Source organism: Saccharophagus degradans 2-40, assembly GCF_000013665.1.
In the GTDB taxonomy this organism is placed as follows: domain Bacteria; phylum Pseudomonadota; class Gammaproteobacteria; order Pseudomonadales; family Cellvibrionaceae; genus Saccharophagus; species Saccharophagus degradans.
Genome location: NC_007912.1, coordinates 4,035,097 through 4,059,126, shown reverse-complemented (window position 1 = coordinate 4,059,126; position 24,030 = coordinate 4,035,097). Strand labels below are relative to the sequence as shown.

Below are 24,030 nucleotides of genomic sequence, written 5' to 3'. Positions count from 1 at the left end.
TCTTAAGCGTAAAAGAAAGTTGCTAAGCCGAGGAATACTAGGTACCCCACTACATCGGTCACGGTGGTTAATGTAACACCGCCGGCTAAGGCAGGATCAATTTTTAACGATTTTAGTATATTGGGTAGCAGGGCGCCGGCCAGTGCGGCAACCAGTAAATTAATCACCAGCGCTACCGCAAGAAGTACGGCCAGTAGTGGGTCGCCAAACCAATAGGCGGCAACAAGACCCATAATACCTGCCCACAGGCAACCGTTTACTAAGCCTACACGCACTTCGCGCGATAGCAACCAGCGCATGTTGGTTGGGCCAAGGTGCCCTGTTGCCATACCGCGAATAACCACGGTAAGCGTTTGCGAGCCGGCTACCCCGCCCATACTGGCTACTACCGTCATTAAGACGGCGAGTGCCACTACTTTGTCGATGGTGCCCTGAAACACGTTAATAACTGCCGAGGCGAGTATCGCCGTTAGCAGGTTTATACCCAGCCAAATTGCTCGTCGTGGTATGGTGCGAAATACCGGCGCAAAAGTATCTTCTTCTTCATCCAAACCGGCGAGGCTCATTAGCGAGTGGTCGGCGCCTTCGCGAATAACGTCTACCACGTCATCAATGGTGATTCGGCCAATAAGCTTACCTTGGTCGTCCACCACAGGGGCCGAAATCCAGTCGTGCTGTTCAAACAGTTTCGCCACATCGGTATCGTGCATATCGGCCGGTATAGCATTTATATCCGATTCCATTACTTCGCGCACGGTGGTGTTGGGGTCGCTAGTGAGTAGCTTACTGAGCGGCAACAAGCCCAAAAAGTCATCTTTACGGTTTACAACAATTAGGCTGTCGGTCGATGGTGGCAGGTCTGTGTGTCTGCGCAAATAGCGCAGTACTACATCGAGGGTGAAGCGCGGCCGCACGGTAATGGTATCGGTGTTGGCCAAACCGCCGGCGGTATCTTTGCCATAGGGCAGGATGGATTCAACGCGGTGGCGATCTTGCTCGCTCATCGCAGCGAGTACTTCCTGCATGATAGTTTCAGGCAGGTGCTGCAGAATATCTACAACGTCATCCGCTTCGAGGCCTTCGGTTAGCTCGGCAACGGCTTCGGCATCCATACCGCGTAAAAACTGCTCGCGAATATCGGAGGGCAGTTCTTCTACAACTTCACCGGTAACTTCTTTGTCGACTAAATCCCACAGCACTTTACGTGAGTGTGGTGGCGAAGAGGCGATAATGCGAGCTATCTCAACCGGTTTTAAGGCATTAAGTAGCTGACGCACCTGCCGAAAGGTACCGCTTTCTAATAGACTTTGAACCTTGCTTAAGCGTGCTTGCATTTGGTTCTTTAAGTCTTCGGATGCCGATTGCTGCATATTTTCTTGTCTCTTTTCCCCGGCCGCGTCAGCACGCAGGGGGACATACTACTTGTAGGTGTTGGTGGTTCTTGCGCAAGCGCTCCGCTCGCTAATAGCGGCGGTACTTGCGATATCGGCGCGGGTAGAGCGGTGAGTGTTATTCCGGCTCGTCGAAGCGGTTGTTAATTAACTCTAGAAGGGCATCCATTGCTTCTTCTTCGTCTGAGCCTTCAGTTGTGATAGCTATTTGGCTACCAATTCCCGCGGCCAGAAGCATCAGCGACATAATACTTTTGCCATCGATACTTTTCTCGCCTAGTTTAACCGTTATTTTGCATTGAAAACGAGTGGCTAAATTGGCGAACTTGGATGCGGCCCGTGCGTGCAGGCCTAACTTGTTAATGATTTCTGTTTCGCGATACTGCATAGGGTCTTAAGCGCCTGGTTTTTGTTCTAGTTGGCGGTGCCGTGTTTGTACATTAGCATAACCTTTCTTTAGCTCAGCCGCTAATCGTTCAGCTAAATATACCGACCGGTGCATGCCACCGGTGCAGCCAATGGCAACAGTTAGGTAACTGCGGTTATTGGCCTGAAACGACGGTGCCCACTTTTGAACGAATGCGCAAATATCATCAAACATGTCATCCACTTCCTGTTGTGAATTCAGAAACTCGATAACCCCCGCCTCTAAACCTGATTGAGAGCGCAATTCGGGGCTCCAGTAGGGGTTGGGTAAGCAGCGCACATCGAAAATAAAGTCGGCATCAACCGGCACGCCGTATTTAAAGCCAAACGACTTGAACATAATGGCCATGCCTTTGCTTTCTTCCCCTACCACCAAGCGCTTAATGGTGCTGCGCAATTCGTGCAAGGACATATGGCTAGTATCAACGGTAATGTCTGCAGCCGCCGCCACCGGTTCTAAAATTACTTTTTCTTTTGCAATGGCTTCGTTTAGACCAGTGTTTTGGTCTGAAAGGGGGTGCTTGCGTCGAGTTTCGCTGAAGCGTTTAAGTAGCACTTCGCGCGAGGTATCTAAGTACACAACCAGGCACTCCGCATTGGCGGGCAAGTTGTCTTTAATAAGAGATTCGATTTGGCTTAAATCGCTGTTTAGGTTGCGCGCATCTATGCCAATTGCAAATTTGTGTTTACTGGCATGGGGTGCATCACCAATTTGCTCTATTAGCGCGGGTAGAAGTTTTACGGGTAAGTTGTCAATACAGGTAAAGCCTTCATCCTCGAGCAAGTGCAGCGCGGAGGTTTTGCCTGAACCGGATCGTCCACTGATAACTAACAATCGCATAGCTGTGACCTTTGTATCCCAGTGTGTGAGTGGAGTATTGACGAATACCTTTACATTTACACTACCAATAAAGGGTAGCAGTAAATTTGTGTAAGGAGAGTCAAAACGGTGCGTTTGCGCAGCGTATATACCGTGAGTATAGATGGTTTATCTTAGCAGGCCGACACAGCCGCGTTAAACAATTGCGCGTCGGAAGTGGCGTTGCGTAAACCCTTAACAAATTCTGGTTTTTGCAGTTTCTCTGCAAGGCTAGCCAAGGTGGCTAAGTGTTCGCTGTTGGCGTCTTCTGGTACTACCATTGCGAATATTACATCTACCGGTTTGTTGTCGATCGAATCAAAGTCGACGGGTTCTTCAAGGGTGATGCAAGCGCAAAAAGTTTCGCCGCCAGTTGCAAAGCGGCAGTGGGGGATAGCTATACCATCGCCTATGCCGGTAGAGCCTAAGCGCTCTCGCCCAATGAGGCTTTGGAACAGGCTGTCTTCGCTCAAGTCTTCTACAGAGTGAGAGAAAATTTGTGCAAGCTGTTCGAGCACACGTTTTTTGCTGCCACCAACTATTTTCGAGCGGGTGCAATCTAAGGTTAGGATAGTTTCAACTAGCATACTTCTGTCTAGAATCGTTGGGGCAAGTAGGTCACTCAGTGCTTGCGCACCGGGCCTGGCCAGGCTTTTGTTTGCAGATTTAAGGCGACTAGGTCGCTCGGCGCGAATTGTAACAGCATTCCCCCTGCCACGTGCAGTGTAAAGGGCGGAGGAATGCTAAAAAAACACTTAAACCAAGCGTTTTCTTTCGTTTGATGGTGGGATATTAAGGGACTCGCGATATTTGGCTATGGTGCGGCGCGCTACCTTAATACCTTGCTCGGCTAAGATGTCGGTTATTTTGGAGTCGCTAAGCGGTTTGCGTGCATTTTCTGCGGCTACCAGCTTTTTGATTATTGCGCGAATGGCAGTGGAAGAGCACTCACCGCCGGAATCCGTTGCAACATGGCTAGAAAAAAAGTACTTCAACTCAAAAATACCTTGCGGAGTGTGCATGTATTTTTGCGTGGTAACACGTGAAATGGTTGATTCGTGCATCTCGACGGTTTCTGCTACATCGTGCAGTACCATTGGGCGCATGGCTTCAGGGCCCTGGTCTAAGAAGCCCTGCTGTTTTTCGACTATACAGGTGGCAACCTTTAAAAGTGTTTCGTTGCGGCTCTGCAGGCTTTTTAGAAACCAGCGCGCCTCTTGCAGGTTATCGCGTAAAAAGGTGTTGTCGGCGCTGGTATCGGCGCGTTTTACCAAGGATGCATAACCCGAGTTAATACGCAGCTTAGGGGCGATTTCAGGGTTGAGTCGCACAGTCCAGCGGTCGTTTTCTTTAGATACAAAAACGTCGGGAATCACATATTCGGTCGAGTCGCTGCCGATGGATTCGCCTGGCCGCGGGTTGAGCCCTTGAATAACGGCAATGGCTGCCTGTAAGTCTTGCTCTTTTACTTTCAGCTTACGCATAAGCTGTTTGAAATCGCGCGCGGCCAGTACATCTAAGTACTGATCAACAATATTCTTGGCTAGTTTTAGCTCGGGGCTGGTTTGATCCAGTTCAAACTGGTTAAGTTGAATAAGCAGACATTCGCGCACGTTTTGACTGGCAACACCGGGTGGGTCAAATTGTTGTACACGGTGCAGTACGGCGAGTACTTCGTCGAGCTCTAGCTCTTCGTCGTGGGCTGCAAGCCCCGAAAATATTTCTTCAGCTGTTTGGCAAAGCATGCCGCTGGGTTCAACGGCATCAATAATGGCCTCTGCGATCTCTTTATCGCGGTCAGACATTGGCGTGAGGTTGAGCTGCCAGCTGAGGTGATCCTGCAGGGATTCGGAATTGCCGCGGCGAGATTCGTAATCGGGGTCGTCTTCATCGTTGCGGGCTAAGCCGGTAGCAGGGCCTGAGGTTTGGTAGATGTCATCCCAGTTGGTGTCTACGGCCAAGTCTTTTGGAATGTCGTCATTCCATTCCAGCTCACCGCTGTTGTCGGTGGTTTCGTAGCTGTCTTCTACTTTTTCCGCTGCGGGTTTTTCTTCTGTCGTGCTCGCAGTTTTCGCTTCAGCGTTATCGTCGCTGCTGGCCTCTACGTCGCCGCCATCAAAGTCATCTTCAGAGGCTTCCAGCATAGGGTTGCTGTCTAGCGCTTCTTGAATTTCGTGTTGCAGGTCAAGGGTCGACAATTGTAGAAGGCGAATGGCCTGCTGCAATTGCGGGGTCATGGTAAGTTGTTGACCAAGCTTTAGCTGTAGGGATTGCTTCATATAATCTGGCCGAACACGGCGGTTAATCGGGCTGGGTGAAAATTAACGTTAACCTAAGTTTAGCCGTCAGCAGGACTACAAGCAATGATTTTCCCTGATTTTATAAGCAAGGTTTATGCCGTTAGGTGATAAGCGAGGGGATTTGTTGCACGAGAGCGAGACGCCCGAGATACGAGCGTTGATTCTAAGAGTGTAGCTCATTGCGGTAAAGAGCTAGAGGGTAAAATGTTGCCCCAAATAAACTTCGCGTACTTTTTTGTTATTAAGTACGGTGGCCGCATCGCCTTCGGCAATAATGTGGCCTTCCGATACTATATAGGCTTTTTCACATATATCCAGCGTTTCGCGCACATTGTGGTCGGTAATAAGTACGCCAATACCGCGTGCTTTAAGGTGGCGGATAATATCTTTGATGTCGCTCACCGATATGGGGTCTACCCCTGCAAAGGGTTCGTCTAGCAGAATAAATGCTGGGTCTGTGGCCAGTGCGCGCGCTATTTCTACACGACGGCGTTCGCCGCCAGAAAGCGCCATGCCCAAGCTGTTTTTAATATGGTTGATATGAAATTCACCTAGCAGGCGCTCGAGCTGTTCGAGGCGCTGTTTGCGATTAAGGTCGCTGCGTGTCTCTAAAATGGCGAGAATATTTTCGCTTACAGTTAGCTTGCGAAACACAGAGGCTTCCTGCGGCAGGTAGCCTAGTCCAGCGCGTGCACGACCATGCATCGGCAGGCGGCTCACATCTTTGCCGTTAATATGTACGCTGCCTTTATCGGCTTGCACAATGCCTGCAATCATGTAGAAACAGGTGGTTTTACCTGCGCCGTTTGGGCCTAGCAGCCCCACAACTTGGCCGTCCTCCACGCTCATGGATACATCTATAACGACTTTGCGGCCTTTGTAGCTTTTGGCTAAGTGGAGTGCTTCTAACTTTGGCATAGTTGCTGGTGCGCTTATTCTTGGTTGCTGAGGGTTTTGGCTGGAATAACAAGGCGAACGCGTCGTTTCTCGCCTTCTTCTATGTCGCTACCGGCTTTTACGAGGGATTTTTTCACGTCGTAGTCAATGCGGTTGCCGCTTAGGCTGGTGCCGCCATCTTGCACCAGTGAGGCGTTGTTTAGCAGGGTTAGGGTTTCCTGCTCGATATGATATTCAAGGCGTTTGGCGCGCGCTTGTACGGGTTCTTGGTTGGCGCGGGGCACTTGGCTGTAATGAGCCGGTTCCCCGGTGGCGATAACGTGAGTGAGTTTGTTTTTGTTGTAATGCAAAATCACTTTGTCTGCGGTTATCCGCATGCTGCCCTGCTCAATAATTACGTTGCCGTAAAGCGTGGTGGTGCCGCTTTTATCGTCTAGTTCGAGCTTGTCTGCATCTGTGCTAAGCGGTTGCGAGCGGTCACTAGGCAGCGCCTGTGCTGGGTTGGCAGCAAGTGCGGCAAGCAGCCCTGCGCGTAAACATAGCTGCGCTATACGGCTTAATTTAGATTGGGTCATGCGTGCCTCTTACTTTACCTAGCAGGGTGATTTTGCGTTCTGCGAGGTCGGCAACCATGCCGACTCCTGTCATTTCTCCCCTTGGGGAGTTGATTTTAACAGTCTCTTCAGTCTGTGCGACTTTTTCGTGCGGCAATATTAATAATTTATTTGTCGTTAGTTGGGTGTAGGTGCCGCTTTCATTCTTTTGTCGTATTACAACGTCTTCCCACAGCTCTATAGATTGACCGTCGCCAAGCAGCTTGCCTTTTTTAGCTTCTACTCGCCACGGTTGCTCGCCCTGAAAGATTGTAAGCACTGGTAGGTCGATAAGAGTGTACACGCGATTTTCGTCTTCGGGCGCTTGATCTTCCGTAAGCTGGTAGTGCTCTAGGCGCGAGGCCACAAACTCGTAATCGAGCGTGCCGTCGTTGGCGAAGTGCCGCGTAGAGGCGTGGTGAGCAATGGCATAAGGGTATATTTTGGCTGCTTTTTTATCTTGCCCGCTACCCAAAAGCTGTTCTGGTGAGTCGCCATAAAACAGCAGCCCAATAACAAGGGTGACAACAAAGGCAATGTAGAGGCCGTTTTTTAACATGAGCTGTCTGCGTATTTAAGTGAAGCTACCATAGCGCTTAGGCATAGCTTAGGTATAGCTTAGGGCTAAAGGTATTGGCTAAGGGTTTGGTCAAAAGTGTTTTGGGCGCGCATAATAAAATCACAGGCATCGCGCACGGCACCATCGCCGCCGCGGCGTTCACTGCGCCAGTGGGCGCGCTCTGCAACGGCGCTAACTGCATTGTTGACGGTTAGTGCAAGGCCTACCTTGGTCATTACCAGTAGGTCTGGGTAGTCGTCACCCATATAGGCAATATGCTCTAATTCGCAGGGAAACTCCTTAAGTATTTCTTGCAGGGCGTCGAACTTATCTTCTCTGCCTTGGCGAATTAATTTAATGCCTAGGTCGTTGGCTCTGCGCGAAACCAATGCACTCTCGCGGCCGGTAATAATGCCCACTTCAACGCCAGACTTGCGCAAAACTTTTATACCGTGGCCATCTAGGGTATTAAACGCCTTCATTTCTTGGCCGTCGTTGTTGAAATAGAGTTTGCCATCGGTGAGTACGCCATCTACGTCTAATAAAAGCAGGCGTATTTTCTTGGCTTTTTCGATAATTTCGTTGCTAGTCATTATGTGCTTATCCGTTGGTGGTAGGGGGCGGGCCTGGGTAATTACACCAAGCCTGCGCGCAGCAGGTCGTGCATATGGAGTACGCCAACTGCCTTTTGGTTCTCGTCTTCTACGATTAACGCGGTTATTTTATTTGTTTCCATCAAGTTCAGCGCTTGTGCAGCCAGCATGCGGCTTTGCACTGTGCGCGGGTTGGGAGTCATTACATCGCCCACAATAGCGCTGCCAATGTTTATGCCCTTATCTACGCAGCGGCGCAGGTCGCCGTCGGTGAATATGCCAACAAGCTTATCGCTATCGTCCATCACGGCGGTCATGCCAAACCCTTTGGCGGTCATCATGCTTAGGGTTTCACCCAGTGATGCCGCGCGATGAATTTTGGGTACTTGATCGCCAGCATGCATTACGTCGGATACGCGCAGCAGGAGTTTTCGGCCAAGGGTGCCGCCGGGGTGGCGAAAGGCAAAATCTTCGGCGCTAAAGCCGCGGGCTTCTAGCAGGGCTACAGTAAGGGCGTCGCCCATTACTAGCGATGCTGTAGTGCTAGAGGTTGGGGCTAAATCGAGTGGGCAGGCTTCGCTTTCTATCCAAATATCTAAGTTTACATTGGCCGCTTGCGCGAGGGGCGAGTCTGCTTTGCCGCACAGGCTAATAATTTTGGCGCCCACGCGGGTTAGCGTGGGCAGTAAGGCTACCATCTCTGACGACGAGCCCGAATTAGAAAGGGCAATAACGACATCATTTGAGGTAATCATGCCCAGGTCGCCGTGGCTAGCTTCTGCTGGGTGCACAAAAAATGCGGGGGTGCCGGTGCTGGCTAAAGAGGCCGCAATTTTTTTTGCTATATGGCCCGATTTACCAATGCCTGTGACCACTGTGCGCCCTTGGCACGCTAGAATAATCTCGCAGGCTTGGCTAAAGCTGCTGTCTATGCGCTGTGCCATGGCTGTTACGGCGGCGACTTCCATGCTTATGGTGCGCTGCGCCGATTTAATAAAATCAAAAGTGCTCATGTCGACAATCTAGTTGGTGTAAAACAAGTACGCATAGTAGGCCACATAACAGCCAAGTAACACAAAGCCAGTGCCTTTGCCCAGTTGAGTAGTGCCTTTGCTGTTTTTGCGCAATAGCACTATAGCAATAGCGGCGGTGATAATCAGCGTAATGCCGAGCATTGTCATGTAATCGCGATTAAAAACTGCAGCTTCCATAATTGGCGGGGAAATAATACCTGGCACCGCCATTACCGCAAGCAAGTTGAAAATGTTGGAGCCAATGATGTTGCCCAGCGCAATATCGTGGTGGCCTTTTAATGCGCTCATTACCGAGGCCGCTAGCTCTGGCAAGCTGGTGCCAACAGCAATAACCGTAAGGCCAATAATGAGTGGGCTAACAGAAAAATACTCTGCGGTTGTTTTTGCGCCCCACACTAATATTTCTGAGCTGATCATTAGCGCTATCAAGCCAATGGCAAACCAAAGTATTGCTCGCGGCCGTGACATTTCAGGAATGTCTTCCTGTTCTTGATCTATTTCTGCGGGGCTAAGCTCTTTTTGCTTGGCGCGCACAAGGTAAAGCATTAGTACGGGCAATAAGGCGAGTAACAACCAGCCTTCCCACGGGCTTAAAACGCCACCGTAAAGAAGGGCGCCACTTATTATTGTGACGAGCAATAGAACCGGCAGCTCGTGCCTAAAAATATGTTTTTGTACTGGAATGGCTGCAATAAGTAAGGTTGCGCCTAACACCAAGCCGATATTAGCTATGTTAGACCCTAGCGCGTTGCCAATAGCTAAGTCGCCCGCGTCTTTTAGCGAGGCGCTAATAGACACCATCACTTCGGGCGCAGATGTACCAAACGACACAATGGTGAGGCCAATTACCAAAGGTGCTACGCCAAATGATTTTGCTATAGCGGCGCTGCCTGCAACGAAGCGGTCAGCGCTCCAAACTAAACCACCAAAACCTATAAGTACGGCTATTGCGGCGAGGGCAATGGGCGGGATGGTATCTAGCATGGAATGGAAGGCTCCTAAAGCAAATGGGTTGTGGTTGAGTTCACTTTTTGTTGTGGCTGCAATGAACTCTAAGGCTTGTTATTGCGTCTATTTAATTGACTAACGAACTCATAACGACATTACAGCAATTTGGAGGCTAGTCATTAGGATTGCGATAGACGAGGAGGTTTTATTTTTACCGCCCCTGCGCAAGGAAAATGAAGGTGGCAATCTTATAGTTCTGAGCGGCTATTGTCAGCTCCTGTTCACAAAAGATCGGTTAATCTGCAAAAAAACTTGGTATGCGCTTGTTGCTCCGTGTGTTCGGCGTGATAATGCGCGTTAATTTTATACCCAAAAGAATTGGGTGAGAGTAATAAACCATCGCTAAGGAGAAAAACTGTGAAGGTTCAAAAAATCTGGAGTGTAATTGGCGTCCTAATGCTGGCATTTGCCTCATTGAATGTATCTGCACAGGCAAGTGTTGCTTCACCGCATCAGGTTGTTGAAAAAGTAACGACGGATTTATTGGCCGAAGTGAAAAAAAGCGCAGAGTTGCTTAAATCCGATCCCGATCAGTATTTTGCCGATATCGAAAAAATTCTAGAGGTTGTGGTGGATTTTGAGTTTATTGCTAAAAACGTCATGGGCGTTTACTGGCAAAAAGCGACACCTGCCCAACAAGCTCAGTTTGTTAAGGTGTTTAAGCGCGGCATGGTAAAAACTTACGCCAAAGGCATGGCAAATTATGCCGACTTGAAAATTGAAGTATTGCCCGCAGAGGGCGAGGTTGCTGAATACGGCAAAGTAACAGTAATGCAAAAGGTGACCGCTGCCGATGGTATTAACCGAGTGGCGTATACTATGGGGCGTCGCAATGAGCCTAACGCCAAGTGGCAGTTGATCAACGTAGTATTAGATGGCGTGAACTTAGGGTTAACCTTCCGCAGTCAGTTTGCCCAGTTGGTTAAAGAGCACGAAGGCAACCTAGATGCCTCTATCGCTGCTTGGTAATTAAGTCTAAAAGCTTGTTTTCTTAGGGGGAGCGACCTGTTCCCCCTACTAGTCCTCGCCTATCTCAGTCTTTTTTATTAAACTGTCGCCCTAAATTTTTGGGGTGAAGTGTTGTCTATAGCGTTTAGTTATTATCTAGACCCGTATCCAGACCAAAACTCCCGTGTTTAAAAGGCAAGTAAATGAACCAAGATGACATTAAAGCTCTTATCGAGTCCAGTATTCCAGAAAGCCAAGTCCAAGCGCAAATAGACGGTAGTCACGTGCATTTGGTGGTGGTTAGCCCGGCTTTTGAGGGCTTAATGCCAGTTAAAAAGCAGCAGTTGGTCTACGCCTGCCTGCAAGACTCTATAGCCAGTGGCGCCATACATGCGGTGCATATGCAAACCTTCACACCAGCCCAGTGGGCCGAAAAACAAGCATAGCTCGGTGTAATTAAGCTGTTCCTTTCACGAAAGATAACCCCGGTTATAGCTTCATGGATAAATTAATAATTGAAGGTGGCTCGCGCATCAATGGCGAGATTCGTATTTCTGGCTCGAAAAACTCGGGGTTGCCCATATTGGCGGCCACCTTGCTAGCCAGTGGGCCAATGCATATATGCAACCTTCCACATTTAAACGACATTACCACCATGCTGGCACTTTTGCGTTGCATGGGGGTTGGGGTAACCATCGACGAGAAAATGTGCGTCGAGGTAGACCCTACCAGTATTACTGAATTTGAGGCGCCCTATGAGTTGGTGCGCACCATGCGCGCGTCCATCCTCGTGTTGGGGCCAATGCTGGCACGCTTTGGCAAGGCTGATGTGTCTTTCCCAGGTGGTTGCGCCATTGGTAGCCGACCTGTGGATATTCACTTGCGTGGTCTAGAGGCCATGGGGGCCGAAATTGAAGTTGATGGTGGTTACATTCGCGCTAAAGCGCCCAATGGCTTAAAAGGCGCACGCTATTTAATGGATACCGTTACCGTGGGTGGTACCGAAAACCTATTGATGGCTGCAGTGCTGGCAGAGGGCACCACCATTTTAGAAAATGCGGCCAGAGAGCCCGAAATTGTTGATTTGGCAGAGTGCCTTATTGCAATGGGGGCAAAAATTAAAGGCGTAGGTACCGATCGCTTAGAAATTGAAGGCGTTAAAACCTTGAACGGTTGCACCTATGAAGTCATGCCAGACCGTATTGAGACCGGCACCTACTTGGTTGCAGCGGCAGCCACTGGCGGTTGGGTTAAGTTGCGCGATACGCGCGCGGATATTCTCGAAGCCGTTTTGCTTAAGCTTGAAGAGGCGGGGGCAGAAATTACTGTTGGCGAAGGCACTATCGAGCTGGCTATGCACGGCAAGCGGCCAAAGGCGGTTAGTTTTAAAACTGCGCCTTACCCTGCTTTTCCTACCGATATGCAGGCGCAGTTCACCGCAATGAATGCCATTGCTGAAGGCACTTCGTCGGTAGTAGAAACTATTTTCGAAAATCGTTTAATACAAGTACACGAACTTAATCGCATGGGCGCTAATATTCGCCTTGAAGGCAATACGGCCATTATTACTGGTGTTGAAAAGCTTAAAGCTGCACCGGTTATGGCTTCCGATTTGCGCGCGTCTGCGAGTTTGGTTATTGCGGGAATGTTGGCCGAGGGCGATACCCTTGTGGATCGCATTTACCATATCGACCGTGGTTACGAATGTATTGAAGAGAAATTGCAGGCGTTGGGTGTTCGCATTCGGCGCGTTCCTGGTTAAGTTGCCAGGCAAATTAGAGAGAGGATTTATGTCTCAGTTAACCATCGCCCTTACCAAAGGGCGTATTTTGTTAGAAACCTTACCATTATTAGAAGCGGCTGGTATTGCGCCACTTGAAGATATAAGTAAAAGCCGCAAACTCACCTTTGAGACAACGTCGCCAGATGTGCGTTTGCTTATTTTGCGCGGCAGCGATGTGCCAACCTACGTAGAGTTTGGTGCAGCGGATGTGGGGGTGTCGGGCAAGGATACGATTTTGGAGCATGGCTCCACCGGCTTTTACGAGCCATTAGACCTACGCATTGCCAAGTGTCGATTGATGACGGCAGGTATTGCCGGTGAAACCTTAAAGCCTGGGCGCATTCGCGTGGCGACTAAGTACACCAACCTTGCCAAGCAATATTACGCGGAGCAGGGCAGGCAAGTAGATTTAATTAAGCTTTACGGCGCAATGGAATTAGCCCCTATTTTAAGTTTGGCGGATGAGATTGTAGATATTGTCGATACCGGTAACACTCTTAAGGCTAACGGCTTAGAGGCGCGTGACCATATTGCTGATATAAGCTCGCGCTTAATTGTGAACAAAGCATCCATGAAAATGAAGCATCAACAAATAGAAGCGTTAATTGATGCAATTAGCTCGGCAGTTAACGAGCGCGCAGCGGCGTAAGCTGCCCATTTACCATTCAGGCTTAGAGGCCAGTAATAGCATGTTGATAAACCGTTTAAATACTTTTGATGATGACTTTGATAGTAAGTTGTCTACGCTGTTGGCGTGGGAAGAAGAAACAAACGACGGCGTAAATAAGGTTGTGCGAGGCGTGCTAAATGAAGTGCGCAAGCGCGGCGATGAAGCGCTAATCGAATACACCAACCAATTTGATCGTCGCTCTGTAGTCGATGCGCAAGAATTGGTGTTGGGTGAAGAAGAGTTGGCGGCATCGCTGGCTGCTATTTCACCCGACCAGCGCCAAGCTTTAGAGCAGGCAGCAGAGCGTATTCGTGTTTATCACCAGCATCAAACCCAAGACTCTTGGCAGTACACCGAAGACAACGGCACTGTATTGGGTCAAAAGGTAACCCCGCTAGATAGAGTGGGTGTGTATGTGCCCGGTGGCAAAGCGGCTTACCCTTCATCTGTACTTATGGCGGTTATACCCGCGAAAGTTGCCGGTGTGGAAGAGGTGGTAGTGGTTACACCCGCGCCAGATGGCGTAGTAAACGATATGGTGTTGGCTGCGGCTGCGATTGCCGGTGTTGATCGCGTAGTTACCGTGGGTGGGGCGCAAGCAATCGCTGCCTTAGCGTATGGTACAGATACCGTACCCAAGGTGGATAAAATAGTCGGCCCCGGCAATATTTACGTTGCTACGGCAAAGCGCGAAGTGTTTGGTGTCGTAGATATCGACATGATTGCTGGCCCGTCGGAAATATTAATTGTGTGCGATGGCAACACCAACCCAGATTGGGTGGCGATGGATTTGTTTTCGCAGGCCGAGCACGATGAAGATGCGCAAGCCATTTTGGTTGCGCCAAGTGAAGAGTTTGTTGAGCGGGTTTATCAAAGCATAGAAGCATTGTTGCCAACGCTGCAGCGCGAAGCTATTGCCAAGCAATCTTTGGCAAAGCGCGGCGCGTTAATTGTGGCTAAAAATATTGAAGAGTGCGTCGACTTAATTAACCACATAGCGCCAGAGCATTTGGAGCTTTCTGTGGATGACCCCGAATCACTAGTGCCGGCTATTCGCCACGCTGGGGCTATTTTTATGGGGCGCTATACCTCAGAAGCGCTAGGTGATTACTGTGCCGGCCCCAATCACGTGCTGCCAACCTCGGGTACGGCTCGGTTTTCTTCGCCATTGGGTGTGTACGATTACGTCAAACGCAGCTCAATTATTAGCTGTTCGCCAGCGGGGGCATCGGAGCTAGGTAAAATAGCGTCGGTATTGGCGCGCGGTGAATCGCTAGAGGCGCACGCGCGCTCTGCGGAATATCGTATAGCGGAAGATGAAAAGTAGTAGGCAGGTGCTTACTACTTCTTGCTGTTTATTGAATTGTTAGTTATTGCGCAGTGTATTGCTCTGCAAAGCTTGGTGATTAGCCTGAAGAAGGGTTTTCGCCAAGCACTACGCCCACCACCTGCACTTGCCCATCCCTTATTATTTCTATTTCTATTTTATCGCCAGGGCGCGATTCGGCAATTTCTTGCTCGCCCCAAACAAGGTTGTTTCCCTCCTTGTCGTTTATGCGAATAATAATATCCATTGCTCGCAGGCCAGCTCTCTCTGCGGGGCTATTGGCATCTACGCCAGTAATTAAAAAACCGCCTAGGCGCTGAGTGGTTTGCCCTTGGGGCGGGCGAATTGCCAAACCTTCTACATCTACCCCAAGCCAGCCGCGAACTACGCGCCCGTGTTCGATTATATCGTGCAGCGTTTGCATGGCTGTATCGGTGGGAATGGCAAAGCCAATACCGCCGGTGTAGCCCGACTGAGCGAGATTGGCGGTGGCGATGCCAACCAGTTGGCCGCGCGTATCAATAAGCGCCCCGCCAGAATTGCCGGGGTTGATGGCGGCGTCTGTTTGAATGAAATTTTCGAAATCTGCAATGTTTAACCCGCGTCTTCGGGTTGCGCTAATAATGCCTTGGGTAACCGTTTGGCCAACGCCAAAGGGGTTGCCAATGGCGAGTACTACATCACCCACTTGCGCGGTTTCTGCCGAGCCCATAGAGATGGGGCGCAGGTTGTCTAAATCAATTTTTAATACTGCAAGGTCGTTTTTTTGGTTGGTGCCCACTATGCGCGCTTGTGCATCGCGGCCGTCTTGCAGGGCGACTACAATTTCTTCTGCGTCGCTAATAACGTGATTGTTGGTAAGTAGGTAGCCGTCTTTGGTTACGATAACCCCCGAACCTAAATCAAATTTGGGTTGCTGTGGAGCGTTACCTCTACTTAAAAAACGGCGAAAGAACGGGTCGGTAAAGTAGGGGTGTGAGCGCTGCTCAGATTGTTTGCGGGTATAAATGTTTACTACCGATGCCGACGCCTTGCTTACTGCTGCCGCGTAAGACACTGGCCCATGCCACTGTTCTTTGGGTTCGAGGCCAGAAAAGTCTAAAAAGGCGGGTTCTTGACCTGTGTTGTGAGTGGGCCTTAAAGAGGGGTAAAACAAAAGTATCGCCATGGACGCTAGCAGGCCTGTCACTACTGGCCAGCGGATGAATATTAAAAATTTCAAAAGTGCATGCATAGGAATATCGTTGTTATTATGGGCCGCGCAATGGCGGTGAAGTCAAACCTGCTACCAAGGTGGGTAGCAGGTTGCTGATGCTAAGGGTGTGCCTAAGGCACTCTTGCGGCCGCGCTGGCTTTAAGAGTGAAGATCAGTTTATTTCTTTTTCCTCTTTAGGTTTTTCTGCGTTTTCTGCTTCGGCTTCATCAAGCAAGCCAAACTCTTCACTTAATGTGCCTTTTTGCCCTGGGGTTTTTGGTGCCCAGTCGCGTGGCGGCAGTACAGTGGTTTCGGCTAACAGTGCGCCAGCCTCAACACCAATATTGCCATCGCCAGCTTCAAGCATTTGGCGGCTAATATCTGAGTTGGTTAGGTGAATAGCGCCTTTAGCTAAATGTTCGTGAACCTCTTTGTAACTTTGAGTGAGGTTGTGTACCAAGCGAGAAGTTTCTTCAAAGTGTTGCGCTACATCCTGTTGATATTGCTTTAAGTCTTCACGTGCCGCCTGAAGGTTTGTCTCCAGTTCTTTTTGGTGCTCTGGTGGAATAAATTTGCGGCTGATAACAGCGCCTATTAAGCCGCCAATACATAAAACAATAGCACCAACCATAATTAAGGTTTCGGGTGTGAACACAATATTCCTCCTGTAATGGGAACTGCGGCAATCAGGTAACGTGTTGTTAGATTCGGCAGTGTAGATGTTAGGTGTGCGTAAGCCAGTCAACCTAAGGTTGTACATATAATAATGGTTATTGCTTGGTTAAGTCTAAGTGGAATAAGCAAAATAGCCAAAATAGCGGTAAATTTGGCGGCAACGTTGGCTTTATCTATTGGCGATGCTTACTTGGCGCTTTAAAGTACCGGCTTTATTTGGTTTGTACGTGGTAGTTGGCAATATGGATTTACACGATAGTCCCCTAGTTAGATACGAAAAAGATTTACTGCAGCCCGGTTTTAGTCGCGACCCAGCGCAGGCGATGGCTGTTGAGCATCTTCAATCCTTTTACGAGCGATTATTGGCCGCCCATAACAAGGTTGAGCCTCGTTCTTTGGTTGCATCGGTAAAATCCTTATTTGTTAAACCAAAAAATGAGCCGGTTAAGGGCCTTTATATGTGGGGCGGTGTAGGGCGCGGTAAAACCTACCTTATGGATGTGTTTTACGATGCGTTGCCATTCGAGCAAAAAATGCGCACCCACTTTCATAGATTTATGCGACGCGTACATGCAGAGCTAACCAAAAACAAAGGCAAGCAAGACCCGCTAAAGCTGGTGGCAGACACTATTGCCAGTGAAGCGAAGGTTATCTGCTTTGATGAGTTCTTTGTGGTCGATATTACCGATGCAATGATATTGGGGAATTTGCTGCAGGAGCTGTTTGCTCGCGGAGTGTCGCTGGTGGCTACATCTAATATAGAGCCAGACGGCTTGTATAAAGATGGCTTGCAGCGGGTGCGCTTTTTGCCGGCAATTGAGCAGCTAAAGAAGTATGTGGAAGTTGTTAATGTTGATGGGGGGGTAGATTACCGCTTGCGCGCCTTAGAGCAGGCTGCACTTTACTATACGCCGCTTAGCGACAGCGCGGATGAGCAGATGAGCGCTTGTTTTGAACGCTTAGTGCCCGACCCCTTATCGGTACGGCGCGATGTGCACATTGAGGTTGGTGGTCGCAAAATTAGAGCGAAATGCGCGGCAGACGATGTGGCGTGGTTTGACTTCGATGCTATTTGCGATGGGCCGCGCTCGCAAAACGATTATATCGACCTGGCGTGTGAGCATCACGCGGTACTTGTGTCTGGTGTGCCGGAGTTGGGCGCGCGCAACGACGATAAGGCTCGCCGCTTTATTTACTTGGTAGATGAGTTCTACGACAGGAATGTGAAATTAATACTCTCTGCCGAACTGCCAATAGAGAAGCTTTACGGTGCAGGGCGCCTGGAGTTTGAATTTCAGCGCACTGTAAGCAGGGTGTTAGAGATGCAAAGCCATGAATACCTATCGCGAGCGCATAAGGCTTAAGTGTATGGGGTGGAGGTTGTGAAGGTGAGGTAAATAATGGTTGATTTTCGTTCAGCGCCTCTGTAGAATCCGCGCTCCCTTTGGGGACCTCTTTGGACCCCGGGTGAATCAAATTTTTAACTTCGTACCTTCGTAAGGCAGTTATAACATGAAGACTATTAGTGCCAAACCTGAAACAGTAAAACGCGACTGGTACATCATCGATGCTGACGGTAAAACGCTCGGCCGCATGGCAGCAGAAATTGCTCATCGCCTGCGCGGCAAGCATAAGCCAGAGTTTACTCCACACGTAGACACTGGTGATTACATTGTTGTAATCAATGCAGAAAAAGTGCGTGTTACTGGTCGTAAAGCAACCGACAAGATGTACTACAGCCACACCGGTTTTATCGGTGGAATTAAGTCCATTAGCTTTGAAAAGCTTATTGATAAGGCGCCCGAGCGCACTATCCAGAACGCGGTTAAAGGCATGTTGCCCCGCGGTCCATTGGGTCGTGCAATGTTTAAAAAGTTGAAGGTTTACGGTGGAAGTGAGCATCCTCACACTGCCCAGCAACCTCAAGAACTTAATATATAAGGGGGCCTAGATAATGGCAGCTGAACAATATTACGGTACGGGTCGTCGTAAAACCTCTACTGCTCGCGTATTTTTAACTCTTGGCGGCGGTAAAATTACCGTTAACGGAAAAACTCTAGACGAGTATTTCGGACGTGAAGTAGCACGTATGATCGTGCGTCAGCCAATCGAGTTAACTGACAATGTTGAAAAATTCGACATTAACGTAACAGTTAAAGGCGGTGGTAGCTTTGGTCAAGCGGGCGCAATTCGCCACGGTTTGACTCGCGCTCTTATGGCATATGATGAAGCAATGCGTCCTACCTTACGCGCAGCGGGTTATGTGACTCGTGATGCTCGTGAAGTTGAGCGTAAGAAAGTTGGCTTGCGTAAAGCACGTAAGAAGCCACAGTTCTCCAAGCGTTAATCTATACTTGCTATATTGCTTTGTTTTGGCGCCCAAACCGTTGTGGTTTGGGCGTTTTATTATGTGCTGTAAAAGCAGCTAGTTTGCTATCAGTGCGCCCAAATCCTTGTCAGGATTGGGGTTTTTCATTACCATGGTGCTCATTTTTATGTGGGCGCTTATGCATTTGCGATAAAGGCGAGGTTGTTTTGTCTTTTTAGTGGTGCATTTGTGAGTCGAATATAATAAGCCTGAATCTTGGGAAGCTCTAAAGACTCCGTTTTTACGCATTGGTTATTTAGCTTGGTTCGGCTTAAGTTAGTCGGGCAGCTGTATGCTATGCCGGCGTGTTTTAAGGTAGTTGGCGGTTTCTCATTTAATTCAAATACTGGCCTTCAGTACGCTGTAAGGGGAGATGAACGTCATGAGTAATGACGGTGTAAATGAAGGGCGTCGCCGCGTTTTAACCGCGTTAACGTCTGTTGTCGGTGCTGCCGGCGTAGTTGGTGCTGCCGTACCATTCGTAGGGTCTTGGAACCCAAGTGCCAAAGCGAAAGCTGCTGGCGCTCCTGTCGAAGTCAATATTTCTAAGCTTGAGCCTGGTCAGATGGTGACCATCGAGTGGCGCGGTAAGCCCGTTTATGTGGTTCGTCGTACCCAAGAAGCACTCGATAACTTAGCGAAAGGTGAAGGTAAATTACGTGATCCTGGTTCTGAGAAATCAGAGCAGCCGGAATACACCAAAAACCCTGTTCGCTCTATCAAAGAAGAATACCTTGTGTTGTTAGGCTTATGCACACACCTTGGTTGTGCGCCTACCTACCGCCCAGAGGTTGGTGCGGAAGACCTAGGTGGTTCTGAGTGGATGGGTGGCTTCTTCTGTCGTTGTCACGGTTCCAAATTCGATTTAGCTGGTCGCGTATTGCAAGGCGTACCTGCCCCTGTGAACCTGACCGTTCCCCCATATAAGTATATTAGCGACGACGTTATTGTTGTCGGCTTAGATCAGGAGGCGTAATCATGACTAATTGGCTTGCTGGTTTATGGGGTTGGATAGACGAACGTCTACCCGTGCAGCGTGCATGGGATACCCACATGGGCAAATACTATGCCCCTAAGAATTTTAACTTTTGGTACTTCTTTGGTGTGCTTTCTCTTTTAGTGCTGGTTAACCAGTTGCTAACGGGTATTTGGCTCACTATGAATTACGTTCCTTCTGCCGAAGAGGCGTTTGCCTCTGTAGAATACATCATGCGCGATGTGCCCTACGGCGATACCCTACGCTATTTGCACTCCACTGGTGCCTCTGCGTTCTTTATTGTCGTATACCTGCATATGTTCCGCGGTTTGATGTACGGCTCTTACCGCGCGCCACGCGAGTTGGTGTGGATTTTCGGTATGTTTATCTACGTTGCACTTATGGCCGAAGCCTTCTTGGGTTACGTTCTACCTTGGGGGCAAATGTCTTACTGGGGTGCACAGGTAATTGTTAACCTGTTTGGTGCTATACCATACGTAGGTGAAGACCTAGTGCAATGGATTCGCGGCGACTACCTCATATCTGGTGCAACCTTAAACCGCTTCTTCGCCTTACACGTTGTGGCTATCCCCATTGTGTTGCTTGCATTGGTTGTATTGCATATTTTGGCGTTGCACGAAGTGGGTTCTAACAACCCAGACGGCGTAGAAATTAAGAAAAACAAAGATGAAAACGGTATTCCGCTAGACGGCATTCCTTTCCATCCTTACTACACCGTGCACGATTTGGTGGGTATAACTGTCTTCTTGTTTGCATTCTGTGGTGTTGTGTTCTTCGCGCCAGAAATGGGCGGTATGTTCTTAGAGCACGCAAACTTCGAGCAGGCGAACGGCCTTAAAACTCCTGAGCACATTGCTCCGGTTTGGTACTTCACACCATTCTATGCGGTACTGCGTGCAGTAACGTTCGATTTGGGTGGCGTGTTTACCTCTAAGCTGCTTGGCTTTGTTGCAATGGCCGCTGCCATTGTGGTGCTTTTCTTCCTGCCTTGGTTGGATAAAGCAAAATCGAAGTCTGTGCGTTACAAAGGTATGTTGCCAAAAGTAATGCTAATTAAGTTTGCAGCATGCTTCGTAATTTTGGGTGTGTTAGGTCTTAAGTCACCTACTGTAGAACGTACTTTGCTCGCGCAAATTAGCACTCTGTTCTATTTTGCATTCTTCTTCAGTATGCCTACTTGGACCAGTGCTGGCAGAAAGAGCTTCTTTGGTATTGTTATTTGTATAGCGTTCGCCATATGGACAGCTTACGTTTCTGCGGTAACCTTAATAAGCTCTATGCATGCGGCAGAAGGTTCTGGGCACGGTGTAAACTTGTTTGCATACATCTACGGCTTTGCAGTAGCGGCGTTTATTGCAGCTATTCCATGGTTGGCGGCTCGAGATGCAGAAACACCAGTACCTGAACGCGTTCAAATGAAAGGCCTAAACCCAGTGTTGGTTTGGGGTGGTTTGATTCTGTTCTTGGCACTTGCTTTTGTTCCATTAAAAGCAATTGGTGCCGAAGGCGGTGCTTGTGGCACTGCAGCGTGTGAGCACTTTGAAGCGGATGTTTCCGATAAAGAGTCATTGCAGCGCGGCGCTCAAGTATTTATGAACTTCTGCATGGGCTGTCACTCTGCCAACTACTCTCGCTACGAGCGTGTTGCAGATGACTTAGGCATCCCGCATCAATTAATGCTAGATAACTTAGTTTTTTCTGATCAAAAGATAGGTTCATTAATGAAAATATCGATGACCCCAGAAAAATCTAAGCAGTGGTTTGGTGCTACGCCTCCCGATTTATCGCTAGTTACACGTGCTCGTTCCTCTGAGTGGGTGTACAACTTCTTAATCAACTTTTACAAAGACGATTCACGTCCAACAGGCGTTAACAACAAAGTTTTCGCTAACGTGGGTATGCCTCATGTGTTGATGGAGTTGCAGGGCTTGGCCGAGTGCGCGCCAGGGCCAAAACTAGATAGCCATGGCAAAGTAGTACGCGACCATTTGGGTGATACCAAAAACGCCCCTTGCGGTTCGTTGGTTGTAGGTAGTGAAAAGGGCACGTTGAATGATGAGGAATACAAATCTACTGTTTACGATTTGGTTAACTTCCTTACTTATGTTGCCGAGCCTGGCGCAGAAAAGCGCAAGAAAACTGGTATATTTGTATTTTTATTCTTAGGCGTATTGTTGGTGTTCACTTGGTTACTAAACCGTGAATACTGGAAAGACGTACACTAAGTAGTTGTTGATGGCGCCCTCACTCGCTGAGGGCGTATTTTGTTTGATTTAATCTAAAACGTTCGTTTTTTGAGCTTAGTAAGATAACTGGGGATATATTAAATGGGAGTTGTAACCAAACGCTCATCTATGACTTATTTTTCTGATCCACGCGATCATTACAGTCACAGAGTAAGAATAGTACTTGCAGAAAAGGGCGTATCGGTAGACTTAGTCGATGTTAATCCAAGCAATATTCCTGCAGATCTTAGTGAGGTTAATCCGTATAACTCACTGCCAACTTTGGTAGATCGCGAGTTAACATTATTTGAAACACGCGTAATGATGGAATACTTGGATGAGCGTTTTCCGCATCCGCCGCTATTACCTGTGTACCCTGTTGCACGTGCTGAAAGCCGTCAATTTATTTATCGTATAGAAAACGACTGGTGTCCATTAGTTAACAAATTAATGAGCGGTTCCAAAGATGCTGCGGCTGCTGCGAAAGACTTAAAAGAAAGTCTAACCACTATTGCTCCAATTTTTGCCGACAAGCCGTTTTTTATGAGCGATGAGTTTTCGTTGGTAGATTGCTGTTTGGCTCCCATCCTGTGGCGTTTGAACTACATGGGTGTGAAGCTTCCTCGAACTCGTCAAACCATGCCTTTGTTTGATTACATGGAGCGAATTTTTGCCCGTGAATCATTCCAAGAAAGTTTGACTGAATTAGAGCGCGATATGGGTTTAGAGCAGCCTTAAGCTCGAACCTTTCACTTACTAGAAGCGGGTAATAACATGACCATGACATCCAATCGTCCCTACATGATTAGGGCTTTGTACGAATGGATTTTGGATAATGATTTTACGCCGCATCTGGTGGTGTTTGCCCATGCGCCAAATGTCGAAGTACCGCAAGAATATGTAAACAAAGATGGGCAAATTGTTCTTAATATCGCTCCTCGTGCAGTTGAAGGCTTAGACCTTGGTAACAAGGCGATAAGCTTTCAGGCTCGTTTTGGTGGTGTGCCTACTCACCTTTATGTGCCCTGTCAGGCTGTATTGGGTATTTATGCTCGTGAAAATGGTCAGGGAATGATGTTTGACTTAGAGTCAAACCCCGAGCCAGATCCAGATCCCGCGCCTGTAGAGCCCGATCCAAAGTCAGCAAAGCGCCCAAGCTTGCGTGTGGTTAAATAATATACGCGTGAGAACCGTTTCGCGATAAATGTTACCGTTTGTTACTGCGTGATACCGCGTAAAATAGTCGCTGTTACAAACCGCTCAAAAAATAGACTTTTTATACCCTTTCCTACTTAGCTGTAATTTATATATTTCAATAGAGTCTTACAGCTCATCGTCATTCCGCTGTCCAAGTTCACGTTATCTTTTACAATCTAGTTATGTGCTAGAAAACAATAACGTAATAACTAGATATGAGTATTACTAGAAATAGTAGTAAGGAGTCAGCATGGCGTTGTTAGATCACACCTTAGGTATTATGACCCACCCAGATGAAGAGTGGGCTGCCATCAAAAAACAAAAGAGCTCGTTTAGACAAGTCTTCTTGAGCCATGTACCTTTTTTAGCTGCTATCCCAGCGGTGGCTTCCTTTTTTGGGTTAACCCAAGTTGGTTGGACCATTGGCGATGGCGCTGCGGTAAAGCTAACCGTTAACAGCGCGCTTTCGCTGTGTGCGTTAACCTATGTGGCACTACTCGCGGGTGTTTATATCCTTGGGGAATTCATTAATTGGATGGCAAAAACTTATGGGGTAGATGGCAGCGAAGAGCGACGTCATTACGCTGGTACGGCCATGGCTGTATACATCACAACGCCACTTATGTTGGCTGGCGCCGTTACTGCATACCCTATGCTTTGGTTAGATGCCATTGTCATTATGGCTGCAGCGACTTACTCGGTGTATTTAATTTACGAGGGCGTGCCTATTTTGATGAGCTTAGATAAAGATCGCGCCTTTATGTATTCATCTTCGATTGTAACGGTTGGTTTGGTGCTAATGGTTACCGCTATGATAGCTACCGTAATTATTTGGGGTATGGGTTTAGGTCCAGTGTTCGCCGATTAATGAATTGACCCAATAAACACAAAAATGGCCCTGCGGGGCCATTTTTTTTGCCTGTAATTTACTAAAGCTTTGATATTCTTGTATACAAGCCTGATGCTTGCATTATTCCTAATATCA

General features: G+C 48.5%; 26 protein-coding genes. 13 read left to right on the top strand and 13 right to left on the bottom strand.

Going from position 1 to position 24,030, the window contains the following annotated elements:
* Nucleotides 1-2 precede the first annotated feature (2 nt).
* From mgtE to SDE_RS16615, 11 genes are all read right to left on the bottom strand, one after another.
* Entirely contained in the window at nt 3-1,370 is a 1,368-nt protein-coding gene (gene mgtE / locus SDE_RS16665; RefSeq protein ID WP_011469656.1) for a magnesium transporter, read from the bottom strand.
* Between the two features lie 139 nt (nt 1,371-1,509).
* Nucleotides 1,510-1,779, bottom strand: a complete 270-nt coding sequence (locus tag SDE_RS16660; RefSeq protein WP_011469655.1) for an HPr family phosphocarrier protein — start codon at nt 1,777-1,779, stop codon at nt 1,510-1,512.
* Nucleotides 1,780-1,785: 6 nt separating this feature from the next.
* Nucleotides 1,786-2,658, bottom strand: a complete 873-nt coding sequence (gene rapZ / locus SDE_RS16655) for an RNase adapter RapZ (protein WP_011469654.1) — start codon at nt 2,656-2,658, stop codon at nt 1,786-1,788.
* A 152-nt stretch (nt 2,659-2,810) separates the two neighbouring features.
* Complete coding sequence (gene ptsN, locus SDE_RS16650; RefSeq protein ID WP_011469653.1) at nt 2,811-3,263, bottom strand: PTS IIA-like nitrogen regulatory protein PtsN; 453 nt, start codon at nt 3,261-3,263, stop codon at nt 2,811-2,813.
* A 168-nt stretch (nt 3,264-3,431) separates the two neighbouring features.
* Complete coding sequence (locus SDE_RS16645; protein ID WP_011469652.1) at nt 3,432-4,955, bottom strand: RNA polymerase factor sigma-54; 1,524 nt, start codon at nt 4,953-4,955, stop codon at nt 3,432-3,434.
* A 213-nt stretch (nt 4,956-5,168) separates the two neighbouring features.
* Complete coding sequence (gene lptB / locus SDE_RS16640) at nt 5,169-5,894, bottom strand: LPS export ABC transporter ATP-binding protein (RefSeq protein WP_011469651.1); 726 nt, start codon at nt 5,892-5,894, stop codon at nt 5,169-5,171.
* 14 nt (nt 5,895-5,908) lie between these two features.
* Nucleotides 5,909-6,448: a lipopolysaccharide transport periplasmic protein LptA gene (gene lptA, locus SDE_RS16635; RefSeq protein ID WP_011469650.1), complete on the bottom strand. Its 540-nt coding sequence runs from the start codon at nt 6,446-6,448 to the stop codon at nt 5,909-5,911.
* Nucleotides 6,435-7,025, bottom strand: coding sequence for an LPS export ABC transporter periplasmic protein LptC (gene lptC / locus SDE_RS16630; RefSeq protein WP_011469649.1), 591 nt, complete (start codon nt 7,023-7,025; stop codon nt 6,435-6,437). Before lptC ends, lptA begins: the two co-directional genes overlap by 14 nt.
* Nucleotides 7,026-7,090: 65 nt before the next feature.
* Nucleotides 7,091-7,618, bottom strand: a complete 528-nt coding sequence (locus SDE_RS16625; RefSeq protein WP_011469648.1) for a KdsC family phosphatase — start codon at nt 7,616-7,618, stop codon at nt 7,091-7,093.
* A 41-nt stretch (nt 7,619-7,659) separates the two neighbouring features.
* Entirely contained in the window at nt 7,660-8,631 is a 972-nt protein-coding gene (locus SDE_RS16620) for a KpsF/GutQ family sugar-phosphate isomerase (protein WP_011469647.1), read from the bottom strand.
* Nucleotides 8,632-8,640: 9 nt separating this feature from the next.
* On the bottom strand, nt 8,641-9,636 hold the full coding sequence (locus SDE_RS16615; protein ID WP_011469646.1) for a calcium/sodium antiporter: 996 nt from the start codon (nt 9,634-9,636) through the stop codon (nt 8,641-8,643).
* Between the two features lie 381 nt (nt 9,637-10,017).
* Here SDE_RS16615 and SDE_RS16610 point away from each other — a divergent pair, with 381 nt between their 5' ends.
* The 5 genes from SDE_RS16610 (at nt 10,018) to hisD (ending at nt 14,388) form a co-directional block, all read left to right on the top strand.
* Nucleotides 10,018-10,629, top strand: a complete 612-nt coding sequence (locus tag SDE_RS16610; protein WP_011469645.1) for an MlaC/ttg2D family ABC transporter substrate-binding protein — start codon at nt 10,018-10,020, stop codon at nt 10,627-10,629.
* A 182-nt stretch (nt 10,630-10,811) separates the two neighbouring features.
* A complete protein-coding gene (locus tag SDE_RS16605) occupies nt 10,812-11,054 on the top strand; it encodes a BolA family protein (protein ID WP_011469644.1) in 243 nt (80 codons plus the stop codon).
* A gap of 53 nt (nt 11,055-11,107) precedes the next feature.
* Entirely contained in the window at nt 11,108-12,370 is a 1,263-nt protein-coding gene (gene murA, locus SDE_RS16600) for a UDP-N-acetylglucosamine 1-carboxyvinyltransferase (RefSeq protein WP_011469643.1), read from the top strand.
* 28 nt (nt 12,371-12,398) lie between these two features.
* Nucleotides 12,399-13,040, top strand: coding sequence for an ATP phosphoribosyltransferase (gene hisG, locus SDE_RS16595; RefSeq protein ID WP_011469642.1), 642 nt, complete (start codon nt 12,399-12,401; stop codon nt 13,038-13,040).
* A 40-nt stretch (nt 13,041-13,080) separates the two neighbouring features.
* A complete protein-coding gene (gene hisD, locus SDE_RS16590) occupies nt 13,081-14,388 on the top strand; it encodes a histidinol dehydrogenase (protein ID WP_011469641.1) in 1,308 nt (435 codons plus the stop codon).
* Nucleotides 14,389-14,467: 79 nt separating this feature from the next.
* Here the strand turns inward: hisD and SDE_RS16585 are convergent, their stop codons facing one another.
* Together SDE_RS16585 and SDE_RS16580 are read right to left on the bottom strand one after the other, a co-directional pair.
* Nucleotides 14,468-15,622 (bottom strand): S1C family serine protease, encoded by a 1,155-nt coding sequence (locus tag SDE_RS16585; RefSeq protein WP_011469640.1) that lies wholly within the window; start codon nt 15,620-15,622, stop codon nt 14,468-14,470.
* A gap of 133 nt (nt 15,623-15,755) precedes the next feature.
* Complete coding sequence (locus tag SDE_RS16580; protein ID WP_226986442.1) at nt 15,756-16,238, bottom strand: YhcB family protein; 483 nt, start codon at nt 16,236-16,238, stop codon at nt 15,756-15,758.
* A gap of 262 nt (nt 16,239-16,500) precedes the next feature.
* On the opposite strand from SDE_RS16580, the gene zapE reads away from it, so the two are divergent.
* The 8 genes from zapE (at nt 16,501) to SDE_RS16540 (ending at nt 23,913) form a co-directional block, all read left to right on the top strand.
* Nucleotides 16,501-17,622, top strand: a complete 1,122-nt coding sequence (gene zapE / locus SDE_RS16575; RefSeq protein ID WP_041325920.1) for a cell division protein ZapE — start codon at nt 16,501-16,503, stop codon at nt 17,620-17,622.
* Between the two features lie 148 nt (nt 17,623-17,770).
* On the top strand, nt 17,771-18,199 hold the full coding sequence (rplM, locus tag SDE_RS16570) for a 50S ribosomal protein L13 (protein ID WP_011469637.1): 429 nt from the start codon (nt 17,771-17,773) through the stop codon (nt 18,197-18,199).
* 13 nt (nt 18,200-18,212) lie between these two features.
* A complete protein-coding gene (gene rpsI, locus SDE_RS16565) occupies nt 18,213-18,605 on the top strand; it encodes a 30S ribosomal protein S9 (protein WP_011469636.1) in 393 nt (130 codons plus the stop codon).
* Between the two features lie 403 nt (nt 18,606-19,008).
* Complete coding sequence (gene petA / locus SDE_RS16560) at nt 19,009-19,602, top strand: ubiquinol-cytochrome c reductase iron-sulfur subunit (RefSeq protein WP_011469635.1); 594 nt, start codon at nt 19,009-19,011, stop codon at nt 19,600-19,602.
* Between the two features lie 2 nt (nt 19,603-19,604).
* The gene (locus SDE_RS16555) at nt 19,605-21,848 is read left to right on the top strand and encodes a cytochrome b N-terminal domain-containing protein (protein WP_011469634.1); all 2,244 of its coding nucleotides are present in this window, start codon (nt 19,605-19,607) and stop codon (nt 21,846-21,848) included.
* 102 nt (nt 21,849-21,950) lie between these two features.
* On the top strand, nt 21,951-22,586 hold the full coding sequence (locus SDE_RS16550) for a glutathione S-transferase N-terminal domain-containing protein (RefSeq protein ID WP_011469633.1): 636 nt from the start codon (nt 21,951-21,953) through the stop codon (nt 22,584-22,586).
* Between the two features lie 36 nt (nt 22,587-22,622).
* Complete coding sequence (locus SDE_RS16545) at nt 22,623-23,024, top strand: ClpXP protease specificity-enhancing factor (RefSeq protein ID WP_011469632.1); 402 nt, start codon at nt 22,623-22,625, stop codon at nt 23,022-23,024.
* Between the two features lie 271 nt (nt 23,025-23,295).
* Nucleotides 23,296-23,913: a Yip1 family protein gene (locus SDE_RS16540; protein WP_011469631.1), complete on the top strand. Its 618-nt coding sequence runs from the start codon at nt 23,296-23,298 to the stop codon at nt 23,911-23,913.
* Nucleotides 23,914-24,030 lie beyond the last annotated feature (117 nt).

What these genes read in the sequence shown, in the direction of transcription:
- mgtE (WP_011469656.1), bottom strand. Translation starts at nt 1,370, where the DNA reads ATGCAGCAATCGGCATCCGAAGACTTAAAGAACCAAATGCAAGCACGC.
- SDE_RS16660 (WP_011469655.1), bottom strand. Translation starts at nt 1,779, where the DNA reads ATGCAGTATCGCGAAACAGAAATCATTAACAAGTTAGGCCTGCACGCA.
- rapZ (WP_011469654.1), bottom strand. Translation starts at nt 2,658, where the DNA reads ATGCGATTGTTAGTTATCAGTGGACGATCCGGTTCAGGCAAAACCTCC.
- ptsN (WP_011469653.1), bottom strand. Translation starts at nt 3,263, where the DNA reads ATGCTAGTTGAAACTATCCTAACCTTAGATTGCACCCGCTCGAAAATA.
- SDE_RS16645 (WP_011469652.1), bottom strand. Translation starts at nt 4,955, where the DNA reads ATGAAGCAATCCCTACAGCTAAAGCTTGGTCAACAACTTACCATGACC.
- lptB (WP_011469651.1), bottom strand. Translation starts at nt 5,894, where the DNA reads ATGCCAAAGTTAGAAGCACTCCACTTAGCCAAAAGCTACAAAGGCCGC.
- lptA (WP_011469650.1), bottom strand. Translation starts at nt 6,448, where the DNA reads ATGACCCAATCTAAATTAAGCCGTATAGCGCAGCTATGTTTACGCGCA.
- lptC (WP_011469649.1), bottom strand. Translation starts at nt 7,025, where the DNA reads ATGTTAAAAAACGGCCTCTACATTGCCTTTGTTGTCACCCTTGTTATT.
- SDE_RS16625 (WP_011469648.1), bottom strand. Translation starts at nt 7,618, where the DNA reads ATGACTAGCAACGAAATTATCGAAAAAGCCAAGAAAATACGCCTGCTT.
- SDE_RS16620 (WP_011469647.1), bottom strand. Translation starts at nt 8,631, where the DNA reads ATGAGCACTTTTGATTTTATTAAATCGGCGCAGCGCACCATAAGCATG.
- SDE_RS16615 (WP_011469646.1), bottom strand. Translation starts at nt 9,636, where the DNA reads ATGCTAGATACCATCCCGCCCATTGCCCTCGCCGCAATAGCCGTACTT.
- SDE_RS16605 (WP_011469644.1), top strand. Translation starts at nt 10,812, where the DNA reads ATGAACCAAGATGACATTAAAGCTCTTATCGAGTCCAGTATTCCAGAA.
- murA (WP_011469643.1), top strand. Translation starts at nt 11,108, where the DNA reads ATGGATAAATTAATAATTGAAGGTGGCTCGCGCATCAATGGCGAGATT.
- hisG (WP_011469642.1), top strand. Translation starts at nt 12,399, where the DNA reads ATGTCTCAGTTAACCATCGCCCTTACCAAAGGGCGTATTTTGTTAGAA.
- hisD (WP_011469641.1), top strand. Translation starts at nt 13,081, where the DNA reads ATGTTGATAAACCGTTTAAATACTTTTGATGATGACTTTGATAGTAAG.
- SDE_RS16585 (WP_011469640.1), bottom strand. Translation starts at nt 15,622, where the DNA reads ATGCATGCACTTTTGAAATTTTTAATATTCATCCGCTGGCCAGTAGTG.
- zapE (WP_041325920.1), top strand. Translation starts at nt 16,501, where the DNA reads ATGGATTTACACGATAGTCCCCTAGTTAGATACGAAAAAGATTTACTG.
- rplM (WP_011469637.1), top strand. Translation starts at nt 17,771, where the DNA reads ATGAAGACTATTAGTGCCAAACCTGAAACAGTAAAACGCGACTGGTAC.
- rpsI (WP_011469636.1), top strand. Translation starts at nt 18,213, where the DNA reads ATGGCAGCTGAACAATATTACGGTACGGGTCGTCGTAAAACCTCTACT.
- petA (WP_011469635.1), top strand. Translation starts at nt 19,009, where the DNA reads ATGAGTAATGACGGTGTAAATGAAGGGCGTCGCCGCGTTTTAACCGCG.
- SDE_RS16555 (WP_011469634.1), top strand. Translation starts at nt 19,605, where the DNA reads ATGACTAATTGGCTTGCTGGTTTATGGGGTTGGATAGACGAACGTCTA.
- SDE_RS16550 (WP_011469633.1), top strand. Translation starts at nt 21,951, where the DNA reads ATGGGAGTTGTAACCAAACGCTCATCTATGACTTATTTTTCTGATCCA.
- SDE_RS16545 (WP_011469632.1), top strand. Translation starts at nt 22,623, where the DNA reads ATGACCATGACATCCAATCGTCCCTACATGATTAGGGCTTTGTACGAA.
- SDE_RS16540 (WP_011469631.1), top strand. Translation starts at nt 23,296, where the DNA reads ATGGCGTTGTTAGATCACACCTTAGGTATTATGACCCACCCAGATGAA.